This is a genomic window from Streptomyces sp. NPDC001507 (assembly GCF_042894765.1).
Taxonomy (GTDB): domain Bacteria; phylum Actinomycetota; class Actinomycetes; order Streptomycetales; family Streptomycetaceae; genus Streptomyces.
Genome location: NZ_JBIAVV010000002.1, coordinates 681,475 through 702,816, shown reverse-complemented (window position 1 = coordinate 702,816; position 21,342 = coordinate 681,475). Strand labels below are relative to the sequence as shown.

23 protein-coding genes are annotated in these 21,342 nt (G+C 72.4%); 9 read left to right on the top strand and 14 right to left on the bottom strand.

Annotated elements, in window-relative coordinates:
• The first annotated feature begins 108 nt into the window (after positions 1 to 108).
• Positions 109 to 588: a DUF1772 domain-containing protein gene (locus tag ACFY0K_RS09320; RefSeq protein ID WP_390639478.1), complete on the top strand. Its 480-nt coding sequence runs from the start codon at positions 109 to 111 to the stop codon at positions 586 to 588.
• 224 nt (positions 589 to 812) lie between these two features.
• A complete protein-coding gene (locus tag ACFY0K_RS09315) occupies positions 813 to 2,300 on the top strand; it encodes a glutamate synthase subunit beta (protein WP_390639292.1) in 1,488 nt (495 codons plus the stop codon).
• Positions 2,301 to 2,462: 162 nt separating this feature from the next.
• On the opposite strand, the gene ACFY0K_RS09310 is transcribed toward ACFY0K_RS09315, so the two are convergent.
• From ACFY0K_RS09310 to ACFY0K_RS09300, 3 genes are all read right to left on the bottom strand, one after another.
• A complete protein-coding gene (locus tag ACFY0K_RS09310; RefSeq protein ID WP_390639291.1) occupies positions 2,463 to 3,245 on the bottom strand; it encodes an SAM-dependent methyltransferase in 783 nt (260 codons plus the stop codon).
• A gap of 113 nt (positions 3,246 to 3,358) precedes the next feature.
• A complete protein-coding gene (locus tag ACFY0K_RS09305) occupies positions 3,359 to 3,634 on the bottom strand; it encodes a DUF397 domain-containing protein (RefSeq protein ID WP_089100964.1) in 276 nt (91 codons plus the stop codon).
• Entirely contained in the window at positions 3,635 to 4,495 is an 861-nt protein-coding gene (locus tag ACFY0K_RS09300; protein WP_352355441.1) for a helix-turn-helix transcriptional regulator, read from the bottom strand.
• A 405-nt stretch (positions 4,496 to 4,900) separates the two neighbouring features.
• Here ACFY0K_RS09300 and ACFY0K_RS09295 point away from each other — a divergent pair, with 405 nt between their 5' ends.
• The 3 genes from ACFY0K_RS09295 to ACFY0K_RS09285 all read left to right on the top strand — a co-directional run bounded on the left by ACFY0K_RS09295 (position 4,901) and on the right by ACFY0K_RS09285 (position 8,520).
• Positions 4,901 to 5,650, top strand: coding sequence for an ATP-binding protein (locus ACFY0K_RS09295; RefSeq protein WP_390639290.1), 750 nt, complete (start codon positions 4,901 to 4,903; stop codon positions 5,648 to 5,650).
• A complete protein-coding gene (locus ACFY0K_RS09290) occupies positions 5,647 to 6,084 on the top strand; it encodes a hypothetical protein (RefSeq protein WP_390639289.1) in 438 nt (145 codons plus the stop codon). The genes ACFY0K_RS09295 and ACFY0K_RS09290 overlap by 4 nt, the downstream gene beginning before the upstream one ends.
• A gap of 447 nt (positions 6,085 to 6,531) precedes the next feature.
• Positions 6,532 to 8,520 carry an ABC transporter ATP-binding protein gene (locus ACFY0K_RS09285; protein ID WP_390639477.1) on the top strand — a complete coding sequence of 663 codons (1,989 nt, stop codon included), beginning with the start codon at positions 6,532 to 6,534 and terminating at the stop codon, positions 8,518 to 8,520.
• Positions 8,521 to 8,552: 32 nt separating this feature from the next.
• On the opposite strand, the gene ACFY0K_RS09280 is transcribed toward ACFY0K_RS09285, so the two are convergent.
• The 5 genes from ACFY0K_RS09280 to ACFY0K_RS09260 all read right to left on the bottom strand — a co-directional run bounded on the left by ACFY0K_RS09280 (position 8,553) and on the right by ACFY0K_RS09260 (position 13,664).
• On the bottom strand, positions 8,553 to 8,732 hold the full coding sequence (locus ACFY0K_RS09280) for a hypothetical protein (protein WP_390639288.1): 180 nt from the start codon (positions 8,730 to 8,732) through the stop codon (positions 8,553 to 8,555).
• Positions 8,733 to 8,897: 165 nt separating this feature from the next.
• A complete protein-coding gene (locus tag ACFY0K_RS09275) occupies positions 8,898 to 9,554 on the bottom strand; it encodes a DUF899 domain-containing protein (RefSeq protein ID WP_390639287.1) in 657 nt (218 codons plus the stop codon).
• A gap of 171 nt (positions 9,555 to 9,725) precedes the next feature.
• On the bottom strand, positions 9,726 to 11,582 hold the full coding sequence (locus ACFY0K_RS09270) for an FUSC family protein (protein ID WP_390639286.1): 1,857 nt from the start codon (positions 11,580 to 11,582) through the stop codon (positions 9,726 to 9,728).
• Between the two features lie 519 nt (positions 11,583 to 12,101).
• Positions 12,102 to 12,833: a hypothetical protein gene (locus ACFY0K_RS09265; protein ID WP_390639285.1), complete on the bottom strand. Its 732-nt coding sequence runs from the start codon at positions 12,831 to 12,833 to the stop codon at positions 12,102 to 12,104.
• A gap of 63 nt (positions 12,834 to 12,896) precedes the next feature.
• Positions 12,897 to 13,664: a nucleotidyltransferase domain-containing protein gene (locus tag ACFY0K_RS09260; RefSeq protein WP_390639284.1), complete on the bottom strand. Its 768-nt coding sequence runs from the start codon at positions 13,662 to 13,664 to the stop codon at positions 12,897 to 12,899.
• 176 nt (positions 13,665 to 13,840) lie between these two features.
• Here ACFY0K_RS09260 and ACFY0K_RS09255 point away from each other — a divergent pair, with 176 nt between their 5' ends.
• Together ACFY0K_RS09255 and ACFY0K_RS09250 are read left to right on the top strand one after the other, a co-directional pair.
• On the top strand, positions 13,841 to 14,254 hold the full coding sequence (locus tag ACFY0K_RS09255; RefSeq protein ID WP_351958359.1) for a RidA family protein: 414 nt from the start codon (positions 13,841 to 13,843) through the stop codon (positions 14,252 to 14,254).
• On the top strand, positions 14,251 to 14,703 hold the full coding sequence (locus ACFY0K_RS09250; RefSeq protein WP_390639283.1) for a GNAT family N-acetyltransferase: 453 nt from the start codon (positions 14,251 to 14,253) through the stop codon (positions 14,701 to 14,703). Before ACFY0K_RS09255 ends, ACFY0K_RS09250 begins: the two co-directional genes overlap by 4 nt.
• 36 nt (positions 14,704 to 14,739) lie before the next feature.
• Here the strand turns inward: ACFY0K_RS09250 and ACFY0K_RS09245 are convergent, their stop codons facing one another.
• Both ACFY0K_RS09245 and ACFY0K_RS09240 read right to left on the bottom strand, forming a co-directional pair.
• Entirely contained in the window at positions 14,740 to 15,468 is a 729-nt protein-coding gene (locus ACFY0K_RS09245) for an aspartate/glutamate racemase family protein (protein ID WP_390639282.1), read from the bottom strand.
• Between the two features lie 5 nt (positions 15,469 to 15,473).
• Positions 15,474 to 16,949 carry an NCS1 family nucleobase:cation symporter-1 gene (locus tag ACFY0K_RS09240; RefSeq protein WP_390639281.1) on the bottom strand — a complete coding sequence of 492 codons (1,476 nt, stop codon included), beginning with the start codon at positions 16,947 to 16,949 and terminating at the stop codon, positions 15,474 to 15,476.
• A gap of 138 nt (positions 16,950 to 17,087) precedes the next feature.
• On the opposite strand from ACFY0K_RS09240, the gene ACFY0K_RS09235 reads away from it, so the two are divergent.
• Positions 17,088 to 17,780, top strand: coding sequence for a GntR family transcriptional regulator (locus tag ACFY0K_RS09235; RefSeq protein WP_390639280.1), 693 nt, complete (start codon positions 17,088 to 17,090; stop codon positions 17,778 to 17,780).
• Between the two features lie 42 nt (positions 17,781 to 17,822).
• Here ACFY0K_RS09235 and ACFY0K_RS09230 read toward each other — a convergent pair whose 3' ends face one another.
• A complete protein-coding gene (locus ACFY0K_RS09230) occupies positions 17,823 to 17,951 on the bottom strand; it encodes a hypothetical protein (protein WP_390639279.1) in 129 nt (42 codons plus the stop codon).
• 20 nt (positions 17,952 to 17,971) lie between these two features.
• A complete protein-coding gene (locus ACFY0K_RS09225; RefSeq protein ID WP_351958354.1) occupies positions 17,972 to 18,682 on the bottom strand; it encodes a uracil-DNA glycosylase in 711 nt (236 codons plus the stop codon).
• A gap of 244 nt (positions 18,683 to 18,926) precedes the next feature.
• Here ACFY0K_RS09225 and ACFY0K_RS09220 point away from each other — a divergent pair, with 244 nt between their 5' ends.
• A complete protein-coding gene (locus ACFY0K_RS09220; protein WP_390639278.1) occupies positions 18,927 to 19,517 on the top strand; it encodes an RNA-binding S4 domain-containing protein in 591 nt (196 codons plus the stop codon).
• Positions 19,518 to 19,584: 67 nt separating this feature from the next.
• Here ACFY0K_RS09220 and ACFY0K_RS09215 read toward each other — a convergent pair whose 3' ends face one another.
• Positions 19,585 to 20,274 (bottom strand): class I SAM-dependent methyltransferase, encoded by a 690-nt coding sequence (locus ACFY0K_RS09215; RefSeq protein ID WP_390639476.1) that lies wholly within the window; start codon positions 20,272 to 20,274, stop codon positions 19,585 to 19,587.
• Between the two features lie 127 nt (positions 20,275 to 20,401).
• The gene (locus ACFY0K_RS09210) at positions 20,402 to 21,316 is read right to left on the bottom strand and encodes an acyltransferase domain-containing protein (RefSeq protein ID WP_390639277.1); all 915 of its coding nucleotides are present in this window, start codon (positions 21,314 to 21,316) and stop codon (positions 20,402 to 20,404) included.
• Positions 21,317 to 21,342 lie beyond the last annotated feature (26 nt).

Genomic DNA, 21,342 nt, shown 5'->3' with positions numbered 1-21,342 from the left:
CTGGTCGGATGTGGATGTGGACGGGCTTCACAGTCATGGGAAGGGGTGGCCCGTGGGCATTGATCCAAGAGGCGGAGACGTCCAGGGGCGAGAGTGGGTGTGGTGGTCGTGATCGACGGGCCGTATTACGTGCTGGTCCTGTTGGGGGTGCTGGGCGCCGGACTGATGGCGGGGGTGTTCTGCGGGTTCTCGACCTTCGTGATGCGCGGGCTGGCCTCGTTGCCGCCGGCGCAGGGGGTCGGCGCGATGAACGCGATCAACCGGGCGGCCCTGACCCCGGTGTTCATGCTGGTGTTCGCGGGATCGGCGGTGGTGTGCGCGATGATCGCGGTGGTGACGTTCGTGGTCTGGCCGGATGACGGGAAGGTGGCGCTGCTGCTGGGGAGCGGACTGTATCTGTTCGGTTCCTTCGGACTGACCGTGGTGGCCAACGTGCCGCGGAACGAGGCGCTGGCCAAACTGGAGCCGGGCGCCCCGGAGGCCGTCTCCTACTGGCCGGTGTACGTGCGTGAGTGGACGTTCTGGAACCACGTGCGCACGGTCGCGGCGGCCGCGGCGGCGGTCGTCTACGTACTGGCCCTGTCCTGAGCCTGTCCTGAGGGTGCCGTGGGAGCCCGTCGGCCCCCCCGCCCGGACACAGGCTGGACAGGGGCTGGATCCCGCCTGGCAGCCGGCTGGCTCCCCGCTGAGGAAACCCCCGCCAGAAAGCGCTCTCGGCCACTCTGCGGGCGTACCCGAGGGGACGTATCGTGGCCGAAAGAGTGCCGCCCGATGGCGCACGGCCTGGGGTACCGCATGCGAGGAAGACGACCATGGCCGATCCCAAGGGGTTCATGACCACGCCGCGCGAGGAGTGGCCGCGGCGGCCCGTCGAGGAGCGGGTCCGGGACTGGGACGAGGTGTACGTCCCCGGCGCGCTGCTGCCGATCATCAGCAAGCAGGCGGACCGGTGCATGGACTGCGGGGTGCCGTTCTGTCACGACGCGTGTCCGCTGGGCAACCTCATCCCGGAGTGGAACGATCTGGTGTCGCGGGAGGACTGGCGGGCGGCGAGCGACCGGCTGCACGCCACGAACAACTTCCCCGAGTTCACCGGACGGTTGTGCCCGGCGCCGTGCGAGGCGGGGTGCGTGCTCGCGATCAACCAGCCCGCGGTCACGATCAAGAACGTCGAGTGCGCCATCGCGGACCGTGCCTGGGCGGAGGGCTTCACCTCGCCGCGGCCGCCGGAGCGGCTGTCCGGGCGGACCGTGGCGGTGATCGGGTCCGGGCCGACGGGGCTCGCGGCGGCGCAGCAGCTGACGCGGGCCGGGCACACGGTTGCTGTGTACGAGAAGGACGACCGGCTCGGCGGGCTGATGCGGTACGGCATCCCGGAGTTCAAGATGGAGAAGCGCCATCTGGAGCGGCGGCTCGGCCAGATGCGGGCCGAGGGGACGAAGTTCCGTACGTCGGTGGCGGTCGGTCGGGACCTGCGGGCGGCGGAGCTGCGGTCCAGGTACGACGCGGTGGTGATAGCGACCGGGGCGACGGCGTGGCGGGAACTTTCGGTGCCAGGCCGGGAGTTGGACGGAATACACCAGGCGATGGAGTATCTGCCGCTGTCCAACCGGGTGTGCGAGGGCGATCTGGCCGAGTCGCCGATGTCGGCGGCCGGGAAGCATGTGGTCATCGTGGGCGGGGGTGACACGGGGGCGGACTGTCTGGGGACGGCGTTGCGGGAGCGGGCCGCGTCGGTGACCCAGCTGGACATCTACGCGCAGCCGGGCGCGGAGCGGGACGAGGACATCGAGCCGTGGCCGACGTATCCGAAGATCTACCGGCTGTCTGCGGCGCACGAGGAGGCGCGGGACCTGGAGACGGCGCCCTCGGCGGACGCGGACGCCCGGTTGTTCGCGGCCTCGACGCTCCGTTTCACGGGTGACGGCAGCGGGCACGTGCGGTCGCTGCATCTGGTGGAGGTGGACCAGGCGCGGCTGCCGGTGCCGGGGACCGGGCGGACGCTCCCGGCCGACCTGGTGCTGCTGGCGCTCGGTTTCTCCGGGCCCGACCGGGAGGACGGGCTCATCGACCAGCTGGGGGTGGCGACGGAGCCGCGCGGCACCATCTCCCGGGACGCGGGGTTCGCCACGAACGTACCGGGGGTGTTCGCCGCCGGGGACGCGGCTCGCGGGCAGTCGCTGATCGTGTGGGCGATCGCCGAGGGGCGGGCGGTGGCGGCTGCCGTCGACCACTACCTGACGGGGAGTTCGCGACTGCCCTGGCCGATATCGCCGCACGACCGGCCGATGACCGTGTAGCCGCCGAGGGAGGCACCGGAGCAGGGAGGCGCGGTGCGGGTTCTCGGCCCTGGGGAGGAGGTGGGGCGTACTACTGCGGCGCCAGGGCCGGGCGTATCGGCCGGCCGGTGGACGCGCCGAGGCGGATGCGGTCCTGGCTGTGACGCCCGTGACCCGGGGGGCCTACGGTTTGCGCGCCACCGCCCCGTAGCCCGGGATCACCCCGTCGTCCTGTCCCGGTACCGGCTCGCCCAGCTCCGGGTGCCAGTGGTGGACGACCGACACGCCTGGTTCGACGAGTTCGAGGCCGTCGAAGAAACGGCCGAACTCGGTGCGGGAGCGCAGCGCCAGCGTGACCCCGGCCGCCCTGAGCTTCGCGACGGCCGCGGCCGACTCCTCCGGGGTGAAGTCGGCGGTGGCGTGGGTCATCATCAGGTAGCTGCCGGACGGCAGTTCGGAGAGCAGCCGGGCGACCAGTTCGTGCGCACCGTCCTCGTCGGCGACGAAGTGCAGCAGGGCGACCAGCGACAGCGCGACCGGGCGGTCGAGGTCCAGGACCGTCCGCGCGCCGGCGACGACCGCCGCCGGGTCGCGCACGTCGGCCTGGAGGTACTCCGTCGCGCCCTCGGGCGTGCCGCGCAGCAGGGCCGCCGCGTGGGCGAGCACGATCGGGTCGTTGTCGCAGTAGACCACCCGGGCGTCGGGCGCGATGCCCTGGGCGATCTGGTGCAGGTTGGGCTCGGTCGGGATGCCCGTGCCGATGTCCAGGAACTGCCGCACGCCGTGCTCGGACAGCCACCGGGTGGCGCGGTGCATGAAGGCGCGGTTGACCCGCGCCATCACCGGTACCCGGGGATCGAGGGCAAGCATCTGCCGGCCCATCTCCTCGTCGACGGGGTAGTTGTCCTTGCCGCCGAGATACCAGTCGTACATGCGCGCCGGGTGCGGCTTGCTGGTGTCGATCACGAGGCACTCCGTAAACGTCTGACGCGGACGATGATCAATTCAGCACCATTACAAAGAACTTGAACAAGAACAAAGAGAAGACAGGAAAGGCAGACAGAAGGGGACAGGGAGGTTCAGGAGAGCAGGAAGTCGGCCTCCCCCGCCTTGGCACCCTCGATGAAGGCCGTCATCTCGTCCGTGGTGTAGATCAGCGCCGGCCCGTCCGGGTCGGTCGACTGGCGGACCGCGATGCGGCCGTCGGCCAGCTTCATCGCCTCCAGGCAGTTGCCCCCGTTGCCGCCGCTCCACGGCTTGTGCCAGCCCTCGCTGCCCAGTTCCCGGGCAGGCATGCCGTTGTAGATCCGCTCGGTGCGGTTCCGCGGCCCGGACTGGGGCTTTATGCGATCCATTCACAGCTCCTTGCGGAGATCCCGGAGGATCTCCTTCGTGCGTTGTGCCGTAGCGGCCTGCGCCGCCATGCGGTCCATGACTTCGAGGTGGGTCGCCACCTCGGTGCGCGCGTCCAGGTAGACGGCGCCGGTCAGGTACTCGCTGTAGACCATGTCCGGCAGTTCGGGCATGGCGAATCGGAACAGCACGAAGGGCCCGTACGTCCCCGGGTGCGGCCCGTTGGAGAACGGGGCGACCTGGAGCGTCACATTGGGCAGCTTCGTGACGTCGAGCAGTCGGTCGATCTGCGCGCGCATCACCTCCGGACCGCCGACCGGGCGGCGCAGGGCGGTCTCGTCCATCACCGCCCAGAAGCGGGGGGCGTCGGTACGGGTGAGCAGTTGCTGGCGTTGCATGCGCAGGGCGACGTGGCGTTCGATCTCCTCCGGCTCGGTCTGGCCGACGGCGCCGGACTTCAGCACCCCGCGCGCGTAGTCCTCGGTCTGCAGCAGTCCGGGCACGAAGTGCGGCTCGTAGGAGCGGATCAGGGCGGCCGCGCCCTCCAGGCTGACGTACATCGAGAACCAGCTCGGCAGGATGTCGTGGAACCGCTGCCACCAGCCGGGCCTGTTGGCATCCTCGGCGAGGCGGACGAAGAGGTCGGCCTCGTCGTCGGTCACCCCGTAGGCCTTCAGGAGCAGTTGGAGGTACGGGATCTTGAGGGCGACCTCGGCCATCTCCATCCGGCGGACCGTGGCGGGCGCCACGCGCAGCACGCGGGCGGCCTCCTCACGCTTGAGCCCCGCGCGTTCCCGCAGGTCGAGGAGGCGCCGGCCGAGGACCACCTGGCCCACCGTCGGCGCGGACCGCGGCTCGCTCACGCTCCACCTCCACGAAGTTCCCTGTTCCCGGGCCGGGTTCGCCGGCGCCCCGGCCGTCACACACATACACGGTCACGCACATACACGGTCACGCACACACGCGGTCACGCACATACAGGTGTCACCCGGCATGCTGACAGCCCAGCGGCGCCATTCGAAGACTCATTCGAAGATCCGACAGGATGACCGGAACGACCAAGAGGACCGAGTGGGCCGGAACAGCCGGAACATCCTGTTCGGTCGCATCGATCGCATTGGCCGGATCGGTCCGTCGGATCCTCACTGATCCCAACTGGCGCCGCTCGACATGCTGTTGCGAGCAGTGTGCCACGGCCCTTCACCGCGTCACACAGCACTCTGCATTTTCCAGAGTGACACTTGCCAAGTGTTCACGGCGGGGAGATAGTGGCAAGCGTGATTCCGTCCGCGCCCTTAGGAACAGACGCCGCCGCAGACCGGTCCGGTCTCGGCGCCGATGGGGGTCCTCCCGTGCGAACTCGTTCGAGCGCGGAGGAGGCAGTCGACCCCGGTGAGGGCACTGCCAGGCGCCGGTTCCGGTTCGAACTGGCCGCTCATCCGGGTTCCCCCGCCCAGGCGAGACGCCTGGTGCGTGCCCGGCTGACCGGCTGGTCGGTCTGCGCGGACACCTGTGACACCGCCGTCCTCGTCATATCCGAGCTGGTCACCAACGCGATCGTGCACACCGCGAGCAGTCGCGTCGTGTGCGAGTTGCACGACCACGACGACACGGTGCGCATCGCCGTGCAGGACGAGGGCTGTGCACCCGACGAGCCCCACCCGTCCCCGCAGCGCCCGGAGGAGGAGCACGGGAGGGGGTTGCTCCTCGTCGAGGCGCTGTGCCAGGCCTGGGGGGCTCAGGAGCACGGGTCCGGGCTGCTGGTCTGGGCGGAGCTGCCGCGCCGGACCGACGCGGCCCGGACCCATGCCGCCCATACCCATGCCGCCTGGACGGCTGCCGTCCAGGACGCCACCGAGCCGTGCAACGACCTGGGCTGGGGCGCGCGCCCCGAGCCGGGTCCGTCGCGCGGCTCGTCCCACGAACCGGCGCACACACCGGCGCCCCGGCCGTCGCCGGACTCCGGCGCGGCGGGGCGGGCCGAGGCGCTGCCGGCGCCCCGGCGGAGGCAGCCGTGAACGGCGCGTCCGGCTCCGGCCACGCGCTGGGTCTCGACACACTGATCCGCCTGAAGCGGGGCCGGCGGCCGTCGTCCACGGGTGGCGCCGGCGTGTCGTTCCCGGTGCCCGAGGGCATGACGGCGCCACTGGGCTGCGACGCGGTGGCGGTACCGGCACGGCTCGGGCCCCTGGTGGTACCACGGCTGCCGCGGGTGGGATGCGTGTACGCCGATGGCACGCGCTGGTGGTGGATCGTCCCGACGGACTCCGACGACGCCCTCACCTGGCCCGCCCCGGCCCACTACGGCCAGGGCGCCCCGCTTCCCGGCACCGCCCGCCTGATCCACCGCCCCGAGGGCACGGTGCCGTACACCCCGCCGATCCCGCTGTACCTCGCGCTGTGCCGGGTGACCGGCACGACACCGGAGTGGTCCCGCCCCCTGAGCGCGTGACACTGCGCGGCCTCGGCCGACAGGGGAGCGGGACCCGCCGCTCGGAGCATGGCCGGGGCGAGCCCGCCGACGACGGCGTGGCGTCAGCGGGTGGACATGTGGCCCCGGCAGGCCGCGGGGCCGGGCCGCCGATCGCGCCGGTTCCGCCCTCGGGCCGTCAGGCGGCTCGGGGTTGCCGCGGTCCACGCGTCCCTCACTCCCTCCACGCCCTTCACGCCCTCCACGCCCTCGCGGAACGGGGATGTCCCGGTCCGCACACCCACGTGCACTCCCCGCGGCTCGGGCCTGCCTCGGGCCGTACCCCTCGCGCACTCCCCCGCGCCCCGCGAGCCTCGTCACGCGCCCTGCCCGGTGGCGGCTGCGCCCGCGATAGTGGCCGTTCGTCCACGGACACGGCCACTGCCACGGACGGACACGGACGGGTACGGACGGGTAACAGGCATGGCCATGGCCACGGTCTCGGCTCCGGGGAGGATCGCGGTGAGGAAGAGGCGGGACACGGCGGCGCCCGAGACGTCGGAGTCCGAGCAACTGCTGTTCGGCGGGCCGCTCCGCTACGACATGGGCTGGAGCCAGCACGGCAACGCCTTCCTGGAGCTGGACTTCCGCGCCATGATGACCCGGCTGCCCGGCATGCTCGCGTCCAGTCTGCGGCTGGCCCGGCAGGCGGACGCCGGGGCCACGCGGATCGTGCTGGCCGCGCAGGTGGGCGTCGGGGTGGCCCAGGCCGTGAGCCTGCTCGCCGTGAACAGCGTGCTCGGCCGGCTGATCGGCACCGGCACCATCGAGGAACGGCTGCGCAGCGCCGCCCCCGCCCTGGTGGCCATGGCCGCCGTCATGTTCGTGGCCGCCCTGCTGCGCGCCGCGTCCACGTACGCCACCGGCCGCCTGGAGCCCAAGGTCGAGCGGGTGGCGACCGAGACGTACCTGGAGCGGGCCGCGGCCGTCGAACTCGCCGCCATCGAGGACCACGCCTTCCACAAACTGCTGGACACCGCGCAGTACGGCGCCTCCTCGGCGCGCCGCATGATCATGTACGGCACGCGCGTGGTGAACGCGATGATCTCGCTGATCACCGCGGCCGGGGTGCTGACGGTGCTGCACCCGGCCCTGCTCCCGCTGCTGATCACGATGACGATCCCGAGCGCCTGGGGCGCCCTGACCAACGCCAGGCGCCGCTACGAGTCGTTCCACACCTGGGTGCAGCACGCCCGCGCCGGCCACCTGATCAGCGCCCTGCTCACCGAGCCGGAGGCGGCACCGGAGATCCGGGTGCACGGGGTCGGCCCGTTCCTGCTGCGGCACTACCGGGCGATGTCGGAGACGGCGGAGGCGGAACAGGCCCGGCTGGCCCGGCTCGCGGCCCGTACCGGCCTGATCGCGGCGGCCTGGACCGGCCTCGCCACCGTCGCCACCTACGCGACGCTCGGCGGGCTGCTGCTGAGCGGGGCGATGGCCCTGTCGGTGGCCGGTACGGCGGTGATCGCGATCCGCAGCGGCTCGGCGAGCCTCAACACCCTCGTGCTGGAGATCAACACGCTGCACGAGGAGGCCCTGTTCGTGGGCGACCTGGAGCGGCTGTACGTCGAGGCGGCGCAGCGGGCGATCCCGCTCGGCGGTGACCCGCTGCCCGAGGATCCCCAGGAGATCCGCTTCGAGAACGTCACCTTCACCTATCCGAGTGATCATCCGGACGAGACCGTCCGCCCCGCCCTGGACGACGTCACGCTCAGCATCCCCCTCGGCCGGATCATCGCCCTGGTCGGCGAGAACGGTTCCGGCAAGACCACCCTGGTCAAGCTGCTGGCCGGGCTGTACCAGCCGGACCGCGGCCGCATCCTGTGGGACGGCGTCGACGCGGCCCGGGCCGACCGGCAGCGGCTCGCCGAACGGATCGCCATGGTCGCCCAGAACTTCAAGCGCTGGCCGTTCACCGCCAAGGTCAACGTGGCCGTCGGCCGCTCGTCGGCGCCGCTCACCGACGAGCGGCTGGCCGCGTCGGTCGCGGAGGCGGGCGCACAGGAGGTGGTCGAGGACCTGCCGCGCGGTCTGGACACCCTGCTGGCCCGCCACTTCAGCGGCGGGCACGAGCTGTCCGGCGGCCAGTGGCAGCGGCTGGGCATCGCGCGGGCCGCGTACCGGCGCGGTCACATCCTGATCGTGGACGAGCCGACCGCCGCCCTGGACGCCCGGGCCGAGCTGGAGGTCTTCGAGAAGATCCGCGCGCTGGCGGGCAACGGGCAGACCGTCGTGCTGATCACCCATCGGCTGGCGTCGGTCCGCCACGCGGATCTGGTGCACGTCCTCGACCAGGGCCGGCTGGTGGAGTCGGGAACCCCCGACGAACTCCTGGCCAACGGCGGGGTCTACGCGGAGCTGTACGCGCTCCAGGCGGACCAGTTCACAGCGAAACTACCGGCCCGCAAAGCGGGTTAGCGGTCCAGGGCCGGTCAGCCGTCGACGGCCGGTCAGCTCTCGACACCGCCGGCGCCGCGCACGATGACCAGGAACGTGTCCGTGGCCAGATCCATCACGACCTCGGCGGGCAGCCCTTCGAGCCGCCGGGCCTGCGCGAACTCCTCCGCAGGCCATGATCCTCGCGGTCCGCCTGCGGGAAAGCGTTCGAGCACGGTTCGCCCGTTCACCATCCTGCACCTCCAGAAATGCGTCGTACCTGTAGGAGTTAACGCTCTGGAGAACGCGAACGGCTCGCCCGGTGACGCTACTGAGACGTACCCGACACACGGTCGGCGCGGACGGTGAGGGTCCGTTGACTTTCGGTTTGCTTTCGGCCACTTCCGTGACCGGCTGTGTCAGTCCTCGTACTCGTCGTGATAACGGACGCGGTCACCGCCCCCCGGTAGCCGGCCGAGGGCCGTCAGGTCGAGCAGGGAGGTGGTCGGGCCGAGTCCGTCGAGGCCGCGGTCGTACACCGAGTAGGTGTGGAAGACCCGGTCGTGCTCCCGCAGGAAGCAGCTGATGCCGGCCCGTTCGACCGGCTCGTCGTCCACGACGATCGTTGCCTCGAAGTCCCGGTTGAAGTCGCGGTCGAAGTCGGTGTGGCCGGACGAGTACCAGGGCAGCGTCCAGCCCATCCGCGCCTTGAACGGCAGGATCCTGGTGAACGGCGCCCGGGAGACCGCCGCGAACGAGGTGCCGCGCGCCCGCAGATGCGCGAGGTGGCCGACCTGGTCGAGGAAGGCGGCGCAGCAGGGGCAGCCGGTCTCCCACTCGGGGGCGAACATGAAGTGGTGGACGACGAGTTGGGCCCGCCCGTCGAAGAGGTCCAGCAGGGTCGCCTTGCCGTCGCCGCCCTCGAAGACGTACTCGGGGTCCACCTCGACCATGGGCAGCCGGCGCCGCTCGGCGCTCAGCGCGTCCCGCGCCCGCGTGAGTGCCTCCTCCTTGCGCAGTAACTCCGCACGCGCGGCACGCCACCGCTCACGCGAGACGATCTCCGGAAGCGACATGGGCCCTCCTGTACGACGGTCGGTTCCGGGTGGTGACCGCGGGAGGGGAGAGAACTCATCGGCGCGGCCGCGGTTTTTTCCGTACCTTCCTCGCTCCCCCTGCCGACGCAGCCGCGTGCCCGTCAGGTGTCGTACTCCGGGATGCGAGGCGTACGGCGCGGCCGCGGTCGCCTACGCCGCGACCGGCATCCGCGGCACCGCGACCCCGAGCCGCCGCCCACCGCGCTCCAGCTCCGCTGCCAGAGCTTCGAGTTGCCGGGTGTGCCGGGCGGTCAGCCGTCCCGTCTCGTCGAGGTGCACGGCGCATGCGGTGGCCGTGTCCACGAGCCGTTCGAGTACGGCGGCCACCGCGTCCGTGCCCTCGGTGTGCCGGGCGAGGGCGGGGAGTTCGGCGGCGGCGAGCGTGATGGCGGCGCGGGCCTCGGCGAGGGTGCGGTAGGCCTCACGGCGCAGGGCCCAGCGTTCGCCGCGGTCGCCGGAGCCGCTCAGGACGTGGTCGAGGTAGGCGTGCGCGGCCCGTCCGGCCGAGGCGAGGCGGGCCCGTACGCCGCCGCCACGCCGTCCCGCCATCGGCAGGTGGCCGACGATCAGCACGAGCGCGCAGGCCAGCAGCGTCTCGCCGATCCGGCTGACGGAGGCCGGGGGTTCGCCGCCGACCATGACGAGGGCGAGCACGAGGACGGTGACGACGGCGGTCTGGGCGGCGAAGTGCCGAGTGGCGACCGGGATGAGCGCCCCGCAGACGGCGACCAGCGCGATGAGCCCCTCGGGCCGGGGCAGTACGGCGGCGAAGACCGCGAAGACGAGGGCGCCGAGCACGGTTCCGGCGGCCCGGCACAGCACCCGGGAGGCGAGCGGCCCGAGGTCGGGTTTGACGAGGAAGACGGCGGTGGCGGGCAGCCAGTACCAGTGCTGGTGCGCGCCGTACCAGCGGACGTGGTGCAGGGCCTGCGCGATGGCGGCGCCGGCCCCGAAGCAGAGGGCGACGCGCAGCCCGTACTCCCGTCCACCGCTGCCGAGCGCGGCCCGCACGAGGTCGAGGGCGGGCCGGCGCCGGGCCGGCGGCCGCTGCTCGCCGCTCCCGGTCCGGTCGAAGGCCTCCGCGGCACGCAGCAGGGCGTCGTCGAGGGCGCGCAGCGCGGGCACGGACCGCGAGGGCGCGGGCAGCGGTCCGGTACCGCCGTTCTCCCGGACGGCCGCGGCGAGCCGCCGGGGCCCCTCGGCCGCCCGCGCGGACACCGGCTCCCCGGCCCAGGCGAGGGCGGTGGCCGCCTCGGCGAGGGGCAGGGCCGCGGCGTACTGGGCGTGCAGCCGGCGTTCGGCGGCGGAACTGGCGTACCGCCGCAGCCGGGGACCCGTGAGCGCGTCCTGGGCGTGGTCGAGGGCGGCGGTGAGGGCGGCGCGGTGCCGGCCCGCGGTCTCGCCGCCCACCGCGTCGAGCAGGTCGGCGACGGCGTCGTACACGGCGGCGACGGCGTCCCGCTCCCCGTCGAAGCGGAAGTCACCGGCGATCGCGCCGGGGGTGGGCAGCGCGAGGCGGAGCACGACCAGCCACCCGGCGCCCGCGAGAAAGGCGAGGGCCCGCTGCCAGCCCGCCTCGGCGACCGGCATCCCGGCGCCGATGGCGGCGGCGACCAGCAGCTGGGTCCCGGCCCCCGAGGCGACGGGTCCGACGGCGCTCATGCCGCCGGCGACCAGCCCGAGCGCGGTGAGCAGCAGGGTCAGCGGGACGGCGGTCAGGTGCTCCCCGCCGTACGTGCCGACGAGCAGCCCGAGCGCCCCGGCCGCGGCCGGCACCCCGAGCCGGCGTACGGCGGACCGGCGGCTGCCCGGCCGGTCGTTGATCCCGGCGAGCATGGCGGCGATGGCGGCGACGACGCCGAGGGAGGTGCGGTGCAGCAGGACCGCCGCGAGCAGCAGGGGCCCGGCGGCCAGCGCCCCTCTCGTCACCGCGCTCCAGGACACGGGCCCGCGCTGGGCGCGCAGGGCATGGGCGAGCCAGGGCGGCAGGGCGGTACGACGGGACACGGGGCTCCTGTCCGGACGAGGGCGGGGTGTGCCTTCGGGCGACGGTGGCCGGGCTGTTGGCTTCGGTGTCCACGGTAGATCGCGTTCCGGTGCGAAAAGGTGCGTTCGCATTTCGCGGGTGTGACAAGTGCCGCGGAGAGCCGCTTTCTTTATGAACGCAATTCCGCGCGCGTCCGGTTCGGGGCGGAACGCGAGCGGGCCCGAGGGCGTAGCCTGCCCCCGGGCCCCGGAATGCCGCCCATCGTCACACGCCGGCACGCTTGAGAACCCGGGTCAGTCGTGAGGTCGCCGCGTCCTTCCTTTGGACCACCACGCATCGAGCTGCGCGGGCAGGACTTGAACCTGCATTTCGACGTACTGGGGCCCGGGCCCGGTCGATCCGGCGATCGGCGGCGAATGCTGAGTCTGGAGCGAGAGTCTGAGATTCAACGCGGTGAGACCGCTCTTCACGACAAGGCTCAGCTTCAGCTTTGCGCTCCTCGCGCACCCCGGCCGCGGGGGCCGGGGGGTCTGGAAAGGCTATCCGAAGAGATAGCCGAAGACGGCGTCCCCGACCCGCTGGTCGACGACGTCAACGCCGTTCGCCTCCTCCCGGGCGAACTTGACGGCCTGCTGCAGCTTCTCGACCCGGTCGAGGAGTTCGTTGACCCGCCGCGCGGGCAGGGCACCGGAGAACTTCACGGTGGTCCAGTACCCCACCGGCACGTCCTCGTAGTAGACCTCGACCTGGGCCGGATGCTTCTCGGTGGCCTCGGCCTTCACGTGGTTGCGGGGCACCTTCCTGGTGCGCAGGGTCCGCACCGGCTCGGTCTTCCACGCGTCGGTGGAGGGGTCCTGCACCCACGACTCGGAGGCGTCGAGCACGGGCAGCTTCCGCACAAAGGTGTTGAGGTCGACAAGCTGCTTCTCCAGGAACAGCAGATACGCGACGGGCACGTCGGCGACCAGCACCCGCCCGTCCACCTTGACGTCGGCCCTGGCCTCGCAGTTGGCCCAGTCCTTGGTGGCGGTGACGTCGAAGAGCCGCGTCAGCGTGGCCGAGGTCTCCCGCAGCACGTCCTCGGCCTTGACCTGAACGCGCGTGGACTCGGGCGGCAACTGCTCGCCCTCCTCGTCCTTCGGCTGATACGTCCGCGAGATACCGGCGAGCAACGCGGGCTTCTGCAACCCGTGATGAGCCGAGGTCAGGTCCTGGTGCGCCTTGGACTTGATGCCCTTCTCGACCGCGATGATCTGATTGAGTTTCGCCACGTGAGGGACGGTAGCAGCGGCAACTGGCTTATTCCCAAGCATTTTTCGGGCGGCCCGAATAGGTCACGCGAAGCCGAACAGGAGCTCGGCCTCAGCCACGGCCCGGAACAACTCCCCGGATTCCGCGCGCAATCCGCCGAGGATGTCATCGACTTCCCGCAACCCGGCCCGCTCCAGCAGCCGCTTCTCGTTCGTCACCCACTCGCCGCGGGCCGCGAGCACGGCATGTCCGGCCTGGAGTGCGGCCGTGGCGACGGCGCCGGCGACCTCGGTGAGGCGGCCGTGCGGGGCGTGGTTGGCCTTCGCGTAGCCGAGGGTGGCGCGGGCTGTGCCGCGCCACCGTCCGGGCGCGGTGGCGCGCAGCCGTTCGGGGTAGGCCACCGGGCGGGGCAGCGTACCGCTGAGCACGCGGTTGACCGCCAGTTCGGCGACGACCAGGTAGCTGGGGATCCCGGCGAGGTGGAACAGCAGCGGTTCCACCCGGAACCGCCCCTCCTCCGCCTCGGCCAGCTCGTGCTCGACCACGTCGAGATCGCGGTAGTGGACGTCCACACGGCGGCCGTCGACGGTGAGCCAGGCCCCGCCGTTGAAGACACCGCCGCCCCACCCTCCGACCTCGGAGACCTCGCCTTCCCATCCGATGGCACGCAGGTCGGCGGGATCGAAGGCACCCCGGTAGTAGACGGCCAGATCCCAGTCGCTGTCGGGGCGGTGGGTGCCCTGGGCGCGCGAGCCGCCCAGGGCGACGGCACGGACCGTGGGGAGAGCAGCGAGACGGGCGGTGGCGGCCGTGAGGAAGGTCTGGTCGTCGTCGGCGTTCGTGGCGGACATGGCTCGCAGCATCTCCCGCGGCCCGTTGCCGGTGCCATGCGTTGGCAATGAAGTCGTCGGCGGCCGGGTTCGGCTGCCGTGTCTGCCGCGGTGCGAGGTGCGGGAAATTCAGGTGCGATCACCCGGCACGGGCACGGATGATCGACAGGTTGCCCGCCGTCACTTCAGGAGCCCCTGTGATCCAGCGCGTCACCTCCCCGGCTCTCTTCCCGCCGCCCGGCTACTCGCACGTCTCCGTCGTGGAGGCCGGCACGAAGCTCGCGTTCCTCGCCGGTTCCGTGCCGCTGGACGACGAGGGGAAGCTCGTCGGCGAGGGGGATCCGCCGCGCCAGGCCGAGCGGGTGATCGCCAACCTGCGGGAGCAACTCCGTTCGGTCGGCAGCGACCTGGAGCATGTGCTGGCGACCGATGTGTACGTCGTGAGCAGTGAGCCCGCGGTGCTGTCCGGCGTGTGGGAGGTCGTCGAGGCCTCCGGGCTCAGCACCGGGCCGCACTCGTCGACGCTGATCGGGGTCGCCTGTCTCGGCTACACCGGGCAACTGGTGGAGATCACGGCCACGGCCGTCGTACCCGAGGGGGCGCGGGCGTGAGCGCAGGGGTGGTACTGCGCCGGGCCGGCGGGCCGGACGCCGCCGGGGCCGCCGATGTCTGGCTGCGGTCGTTCGACGCCGCCCTGCCCACCGTCGTCCGGCCGCGTTCGGACGACGAGGTGCGTGCGTACATCCGGGACGTCGTGGTGCCGGCGCGGGAGACGTGGGTCGCGGAGGCGGGCGGGCGCGTCGTGGGCATGATGGTGCTCGCGGAGGAGCTGCTGTCCCAGCTGTATCTGGCCCCGGAGTGGCGGGGGCGCGGCATCGGTGACCGCTTCGTGGCGCTGGCCAAGGAGCGCTCGCCGTCGGGGCTGACGCTCTGGACCTTCCAGGTCAACAAGCCGGCCCACCGGTTCTACGAGCGGCACGGCTTCGTCGCCGTCGAGCACACGGACGGGAGCGGCAACGAGGAACGGGAGCCGGACGTGCGGTACGTGTGGCGGCCCTGAGCCGGTCCCTGCTCCGCTCCCGGGCGGGCACTCGCACTACGGCCGCCCCGGCGCGGCCCCCCACACCCGGCTCTTCACCAGCGGCTTGCGGTAGCTGCCCGCCCGGCTGGTCGTGAGCCCCAGCGTCACCAGCGACTCGGCCAGCTTCACCGCCGCGCCGACCCCGTCGACCACGGGGACCCCCAGCTTCTCCCCCACCGCCCGCTGCAGCCCCGTCATCCCGGCGCAGCCGAGGACCAGGACCTCGGCGCCGGCGTCCCGGACCCGCTCGGCGGCGGCGAGGAACGCGGCCTCCGTGCGCCCGGAGTCACCGGCGAGGTCCAGGACGCCGAGTCCGGTGCCGGCGACGGCGACGCAGTTGCGGGCCACCCCGGCGGTCTCCAGGCTGTCCTCGATCTGCCCGCGCGACCGGTCCAGGGTGGTGACGACGCCGTAGCGGCGGCCCAGCAGACAGGCGAGATGGGCGGCGGCCTCGGTGATGTCGACGACCGGCACGTCCACCAGCTCCCGGACGCCTTCCCGCCCGTGTTCGCCGAAACCGGCCATGACCACCGCGTCGTACGGCGGACCGGTGTAGGTCCGCAGCGCGTCCAGGACCGCCGCCGCCGACAGGTAGCTGTCGAGCCAGCCCTCCGCCGACTCGGGCCCCCAGTGCGGGGTCAGCCCGGTCACGGCGGTGCCCGGGCCTGCGGCGGCCCGGGCACCTCGTACGATCTCCTCGGTCATCTCCTGCGTGGTGTTGCAGTTGGTGACGACGATCCGCACGTTCTTCAGACCTCCTCGACGACGGGGACGGGGGCGGGGGCCGGTGCGCGGTCACCGCGGCACAGTGCCAGGTACAGTCCCGCCGCCAGGGCGGTACCGATGAACCAGGAGTACGGCGCCACGTCGCTGAACGTCTTCACCAGCGCGAGCACGGCCGCGACCGCCGCCGCGGGCAGGAACGCCCACAGGGCCTTGGGATTGACGCCCTTGCGGTAGTGGTACGGGGAGCCGGGGGCCGCGTCGAAGAGCTGCCGGACGTCCACCTCACCGCGCTTGATCATGTAGTAGTCGACCATGATCACGCCGAACAGCGGGCCCAGGAAGGCGCCGAGGCCGCCGAGGAAGTAGTTGACGACGGTGGGGTTGGAGAAGAGGTTCCAGGGCGTGACGACCAGCGCGGCCACCGTGCTGATCATGCCGCCGACCCGGAAACTGATCTTCTGCGGCCAGACGTTGGCCAGGTCGTACGCCGGTGAGACGAAGTTGGCGACGATGTTGACGCCCATGGTGGCGACCGCGAAGGTCAGTGCCGCCACGACCAGGACCCAGGTGTTGCCGACCTTGGCGACCAGTTCGGCCGGGTCGGTGATGGCCTCGCCGAAGACCTCCAGGGAGCCGGCGGTGACGATCACGGAGACGACCACGAAGGCCGTGGAGTTGATCGGCAGGCCCCAGAAGTTGCCGCGGCGCACGGTGCGGTAGTCGGGCGCGAAGCGGGAGAAGTCGCAGAAGTTGAGCATCAGGGTGCCGTAGGTGGCGAGGATCAGGCCGATCGCACCGAACCACTGCCGCCACTGCTCGCCGGTGGACACCGGGTGCGGGGTGGAGGTGAGCGAGATGGTCCAGTGGGCCTTGGCCAGGATCCAGACGGCGAGCGCGATCATGACCAGCCAGATCGCCGGGCCGCAGAAGTCCTGGAACCTGCGGATCGTCTCCATGCCCCGGCTGATGATCGCGGCCTGGATCAGCCACAGCGAGACGAAGGAGATCCAGCCGAGGGTGTCGAGACCCAGGAAGGAGCTCTCCGTGAGGGACTTCAGGCCCGGCCAGGCGGCCAGCAGCATCACGTTGACGGCGACGGACGCCAGGTAGGTCTGGATGCCGTACCACATGATGGCGATCACGGCCCGGATGAGCGCCGGGATGTTGGCGCCCCAGACGCCGAAGCTGATGCGGCTGACCACCGGGAACGGGACGCCGTGGCGCTGGCCGATCCGGCCCATCCAGTTCATGCCGACGTAGATGAGCACGAAGCCGGCGAGGAGGGAGGTGAAGACCTGCCAGACGTTCATGCCGAGGACCAGCAGACCGGCGGCGAAGGTGTAGTTGCCGAGGTTGTGGACGTCGGACATCCACATCGCGAAGAGGTCGAAGACCTTCCAGTTCCGCTGCTCGGCGGGGGCGAGGTCTTCGTTGGTGAGCCGGGGGTCGGGGACGAACTCGGTTGCGCCGGTGGCTTCGGCGCGGTCGGCGAGGGACACGGGGCCTCCAGGGAACCAACCGGTGTACCAGCTTTTGGTATACCAAACTGCGGTCATGGTGCTCCCGTCAAGCGTCCGGACCGATGTCCGTCCCGTTACGGCTCCGTAAAAGCCCCCCGGGTCGGCGAAAATGACCTCATGGGCTCCCCCACCACGAAGATCGAACCCCTGGGCGCGGTACGCGAACGCGTCCTCGCGACCCTGCGGCAGGACATCATCGCGGGGCGGCTGGGCCCGGGCGACCGGCTGGTGGAACGCGAACTCGCCGAACGGTTCGGGGTGTCCCGGGTACCGGTCCGGGAGGCGATCCGGGCCCTGGTCGCCGAGGGCTTCGTCCTCTTCGAGTCGGCCCGCCGCACGGTTGTGCGCCGGCTGACCCCGACCGACGTCAAGGAACTCTTCGAGCTGCGCGAGGCGTTGGAGGTGTACGCGGCCGGGCTGGCGGCGGCCCGGGCGACCCCGGAGGCGCTGGCCGAGCTGCGGGAACTGCTCGACCGCGCGGCCGGGGCGACCGAGGCGGACGACGCCGAGACCATCACCGACATCAACACCCGTTTCCACGACCGGATCCTGGCCCTGGCCGGCAACAGCCTGCTCATCTCGGTCATGGAACCGGTCGACGGCCGGCTCCGCTGGCTCACCCGGCGCAACGAGGAGTGGCCCCAGCTCCTCGAGGAACACCGCGAGTTGTACGACGCGATCGCCTCCGGCGACCCGGACCGCGCCCGCACCCGCGCGCTCGGCCACGTCCAGGCCAACTACCGCTCGACCGTGCGACACCTGTTCGGCGAGGACACCGACGGCCACCCGCGGGATCCGGCCGCCCGGTAGCCACCCGCAGGAACACCGGTTCGCACAGAAACCGCCCGCGCCTCAGGGCTTCAGCATCGGCGAGTTCTCCCGGTACCGCTGGAGCGTCGCCTCCTCCGCGACCTCCGGCACCCGCACGGTGGACGACCGCCCGGTGGCGGCGGCCCGGATCGTCTGAGCCCCGCCGCTCACGCCGGCCACCGCACCGGCCGTCACCCCAGTCCGGCCGCCTCCGCCGCCGTCCGCAGCACCTCGCGGAGCATCTCGGGGGTGAGGCGGCCGGTGAAGGTGTTGCGCTGACTGACGTGGAAGCAGCCGAAGAGGTCCAGGCCGCCGAGGCCGACCCGGGTGCCGTGGGCGAAGGCCGGGCGGGGCCGGGGCACGGTCCAGCCCGCCTCCGCGAACGCCGGCAGCGCGGCCTGCCAGCCGAAGGCGCCGAGCACGACGGCAGCGCGCAGCGTCGGCCGCAGCAGCGTCAGCTCGTCGGTCAGCCAGTGACGGCAGGTGTCACGCTCCTCGGGGGTCGGCTTGTTGGCCGGCGGGGCGCAGTGCACGGGTGCGGTGACGCGCACGCCGTACAGCTCCAGTCCGTCGTCGGCGCTCACCGAGGTCGGCTGCGAGGCGAGCCCGACGTCGTACAGCGCCTGGTACAGGACGTCGCCGGAGCGGTCGCCGGTGAACATCCGGCCGGTGCGGTTGCCGCCGTGCGCGGCCGGGGCGAGGCCGACGATCAGCAGCCGGGCGTCCGCCGGCCCGAAGCCGGGGACGGGCCGGCCCCAGTACGTCCAGTCGGCGAACGCGGCCCGCTTGGTGCGCGCCACCTCCTCCCGCCAGGCGACCAGGCGGGGACAGGCCCGGCAGCCGCTGACGCGCTGGTCGAGTCGGGCGAGCTGGGTACGAGGGGCACGGGGGGTGCGGTTCACGTTTCAACGGTAGGGCCGGGGCGAGGTTCGCCGAAGCCGCTCGGGGTGGAGTGGTGGAGGGGGTCCGCGGGAGCGCCGTGTCGGTCCGTGCAGGGTGGCGGGCTAGGGTCGTATGCGGCTGGTCGCGCAGTTCCTCCCCCAGCCTTCGGCCGGGGGTCCCTCCCCAGCGCCCCTTCGGGGGCGCGACGGCGGGCCTCGGGAAAACGGTTCCGTCGCTTTCGGCCCGGGGAGCTAAGGTCGGGACATGGCTTCTGAGGATGCGGACGACGGCAGGGAGCACGCGAGCGGTGAGGAAGCCGAGGCCTCCGCGTCCCCGGCTCCCGACCCCGCCGCGATCGCCGCGGCCGTCGCCGCTGCCGAGGCCGCGGGTCCCGCCCCCGGTGAGAACGTGCGGATCGACAGCTGGATCTGGGCCGTCCGCCTGATCAAGACCCGCTCCCTGGGAGCCACCGCCTGCCGGGGCGGACACGTCCAGGTGAACGGCGAGCGGGTCAAGCCCGCCCACTCCGTGCGCGTCGGCGACGAGGTTCGGCTGCGTCACGAGGGGCGGGAGCGGGTCGTCATCGTGAAGCGGCTGATCCGCAAGCGGGTCGGCGCCCCGGTGGCCGCCGTGTGCTACATCGACAACTCCCCGCCGCCCCCGCCCCGCGAGGCCTTCTCCCCCATCGGCATCCGCGACCGCGGTACCGGCCGCCCCACCAAGCGCGACCGCCGCGAGCTGGAACGGCTGCGCGGCCTCGGCGGCATGGGTGGCTTGGGCGGCGCGGGTGGGGCCGGCACGGGCGGGACGGGCTCGGCAGGCCGGCCGAGCGGTGGACGCCCCGGCGGACGGTGATCCACCCGGCCGGCCCGGCGAGGTCCGGCCCGGCCGGGGGACCCGGCTCCACGCCCGCTCGGCAGGGTCACCCGAGCCGGATCGCCGGCACCGCCTTCACCCACGTCCCGTCCTCGGTCAGATACTCGGCCACCTCCAGTCCCGCCTCCGCGAGCGCCTCCTCGAACTGTTCCCTGGTGAGCGGCCGGGCCAGGAAGGTCTGGGTCCAGGTCGCGTCCGGGAACTCGTACTCCGCACGTACCGAGTTCACCCCGTCCCCGACCGGCTCGGCGGACAGGATCCGGACGGTGTAGCCGCCGGGGTCGACCCGCTCCCGCGGCACCTTCGTGTGGTAGTCCGCGCCCTCGCGCTGGATGAGCACACAGCCGCCGTCCGCCACGTGCGCCGCGCAGGTGCGCAGCATGGCCCGGCGCTCCTCCGCGTCCCCGGTGTGCACCAGGAACGACGCGAGCATCACCACGTCGAACGTCTCGCCCAGGTCGAGCTCTTCGATGGTGCTGCGTATCGTGCGCGCCCCGCGCACGCGCGCCAGCATCTCCGCCGACTCGTCCACCGCCGTGACCGTGAACCCGCGCTCCAGGAGCGGGTGCGTCATGCGCCCCACACCGCTGCCCAGCTCCAGGATGCGGGCGCCGGCCGGGACCGCCGCCTCGATGATGTCCGGCTCGGCGCCGGCCGTCAGGCGCGAGTAGAGCTCGACCGCGCAGCCGTCCGGGGTGATCGCTCCAGGACCCGTTCCCTCGTGCCCCTCACGCATTTCAATCGTCATGCCCGAAGAACGGCCGGTCGCCGCACCGCCGTTCCCGTACCCCGACGGTTCACTCGTTCGAGCAGTTCGAAAGCTTGATGGGAACTTTCCGGCGGAAGGGCGTAGTTGAGGGCCGTCACTGGTCCCACGGGAACCATCCGTGCCCGACGTACCAATGGCCGCCGGCCCGCAGGTGGTCGCCGACCGCCCGCTCCACCGACGTCCGGCGGGGCAGGTCCGGTACCGGCAGGTCCGGGTCGCCGAAGACGAACCCGACCGGCGTGGTGTCGGCCGGCTCCGGGTCCTGCCAGCCAGGCCGGAACCGCTCCTGGAAGCGCACGATGTTGGATTCCGCAGGGAGGTGCCGGCGCAGCTGGGGATCGAGCAGCCAGGAGTGGCAGGTCGCGACGGCGTGGGGCTCCTCGGGGAAGTGCCGGGCGAAGAACTCCCGGGCGTGGTCCACGGAACGGTCGCAGGCGGCCGGGGTGAGCGGCCCGAGGAAGTCGGGGATGTGCAGGTTCAGGGAGGGCTCGCCGCCGGTCACCTCGGTACCGGCCGATCTGATCGCCTGCGCCGTGCGCTCGCCGAGTCCCGTCCGCTCGTACTGCAACCGTCCCAGCTGGTAGAGCCGCCCGCCGAAGTGCCGGGTGAGCCAGTGCCCCTGGCGCGCTCCGAGGCCTCCCCTGCCGTGCCGCCTGCGGTGCAGCGCCATGCCGCGGCCGAGGTCGGCGAGCGTGTGGCGGGAGACGTCGTCGGGGATGCCGCGCGCCCGGTGCACCGCGCGGACGTGCGGCACCGCCGCGAGGAAGACGTACACGAGGAAGTAGTCGCCCAGGGCGGCCGGGGCCCGGGCGGCCCGGGCGGCGAGCCCGGACGGGTCGTCCACCTCCCGGACGACACCGGTCACGTCCTCGGCGCCCTCTTCCAGCAGCCGCCGTACGGCGGGGTCGGCGGTCACGGCCCGGCGCAGGGCCACCACCTCGTTGATGTCCTCGTGCGGCACGGCGAGGTCGAGGAGCAGGTCGGGCAGGTCGGCGGCGTCCGGCAGCACGGCTGGGTCCCCCTTGGTGAACGTCC

Bases quoted from the DNA above. Each gene is read 5' to 3' on its own strand.
- ACFY0K_RS09220 (WP_390639278.1), top strand. From the start codon at position 18,927: ATGGCTTCTGAGGATGCGGACGACGGCAGGGAGCACGCGAGCGGTGAG.
- ACFY0K_RS09215 (WP_390639476.1), bottom strand. From the start codon at position 20,274: ATGCGTGAGGGGCACGAGGGAACGGGTCCTGGAGCGATCACCCCGGAC.
- ACFY0K_RS09305 (WP_089100964.1), bottom strand. From the start codon at position 3,634: ATGGATCGCATAAAGCCCCAGTCCGGGCCGCGGAACCGCACCGAGCGG.
- ACFY0K_RS09280 (WP_390639288.1), bottom strand. From the start codon at position 8,732: ATGGTGAACGGGCGAACCGTGCTCGAACGCTTTCCCGCAGGCGGACCG.
- ACFY0K_RS09275 (WP_390639287.1), bottom strand. From the start codon at position 9,554: ATGTCGCTTCCGGAGATCGTCTCGCGTGAGCGGTGGCGTGCCGCGCGT.
- ACFY0K_RS09315 (WP_390639292.1), top strand. From the start codon at position 813: ATGGCCGATCCCAAGGGGTTCATGACCACGCCGCGCGAGGAGTGGCCG.
- ACFY0K_RS09235 (WP_390639280.1), top strand. From the start codon at position 17,088: ATGGGCTCCCCCACCACGAAGATCGAACCCCTGGGCGCGGTACGCGAA.
- ACFY0K_RS09260 (WP_390639284.1), bottom strand. From the start codon at position 13,664: ATGTCCGCCACGAACGCCGACGACGACCAGACCTTCCTCACGGCCGCC.
- ACFY0K_RS09285 (WP_390639477.1), top strand. From the start codon at position 6,532: ATGGCCACGGTCTCGGCTCCGGGGAGGATCGCGGTGAGGAAGAGGCGG.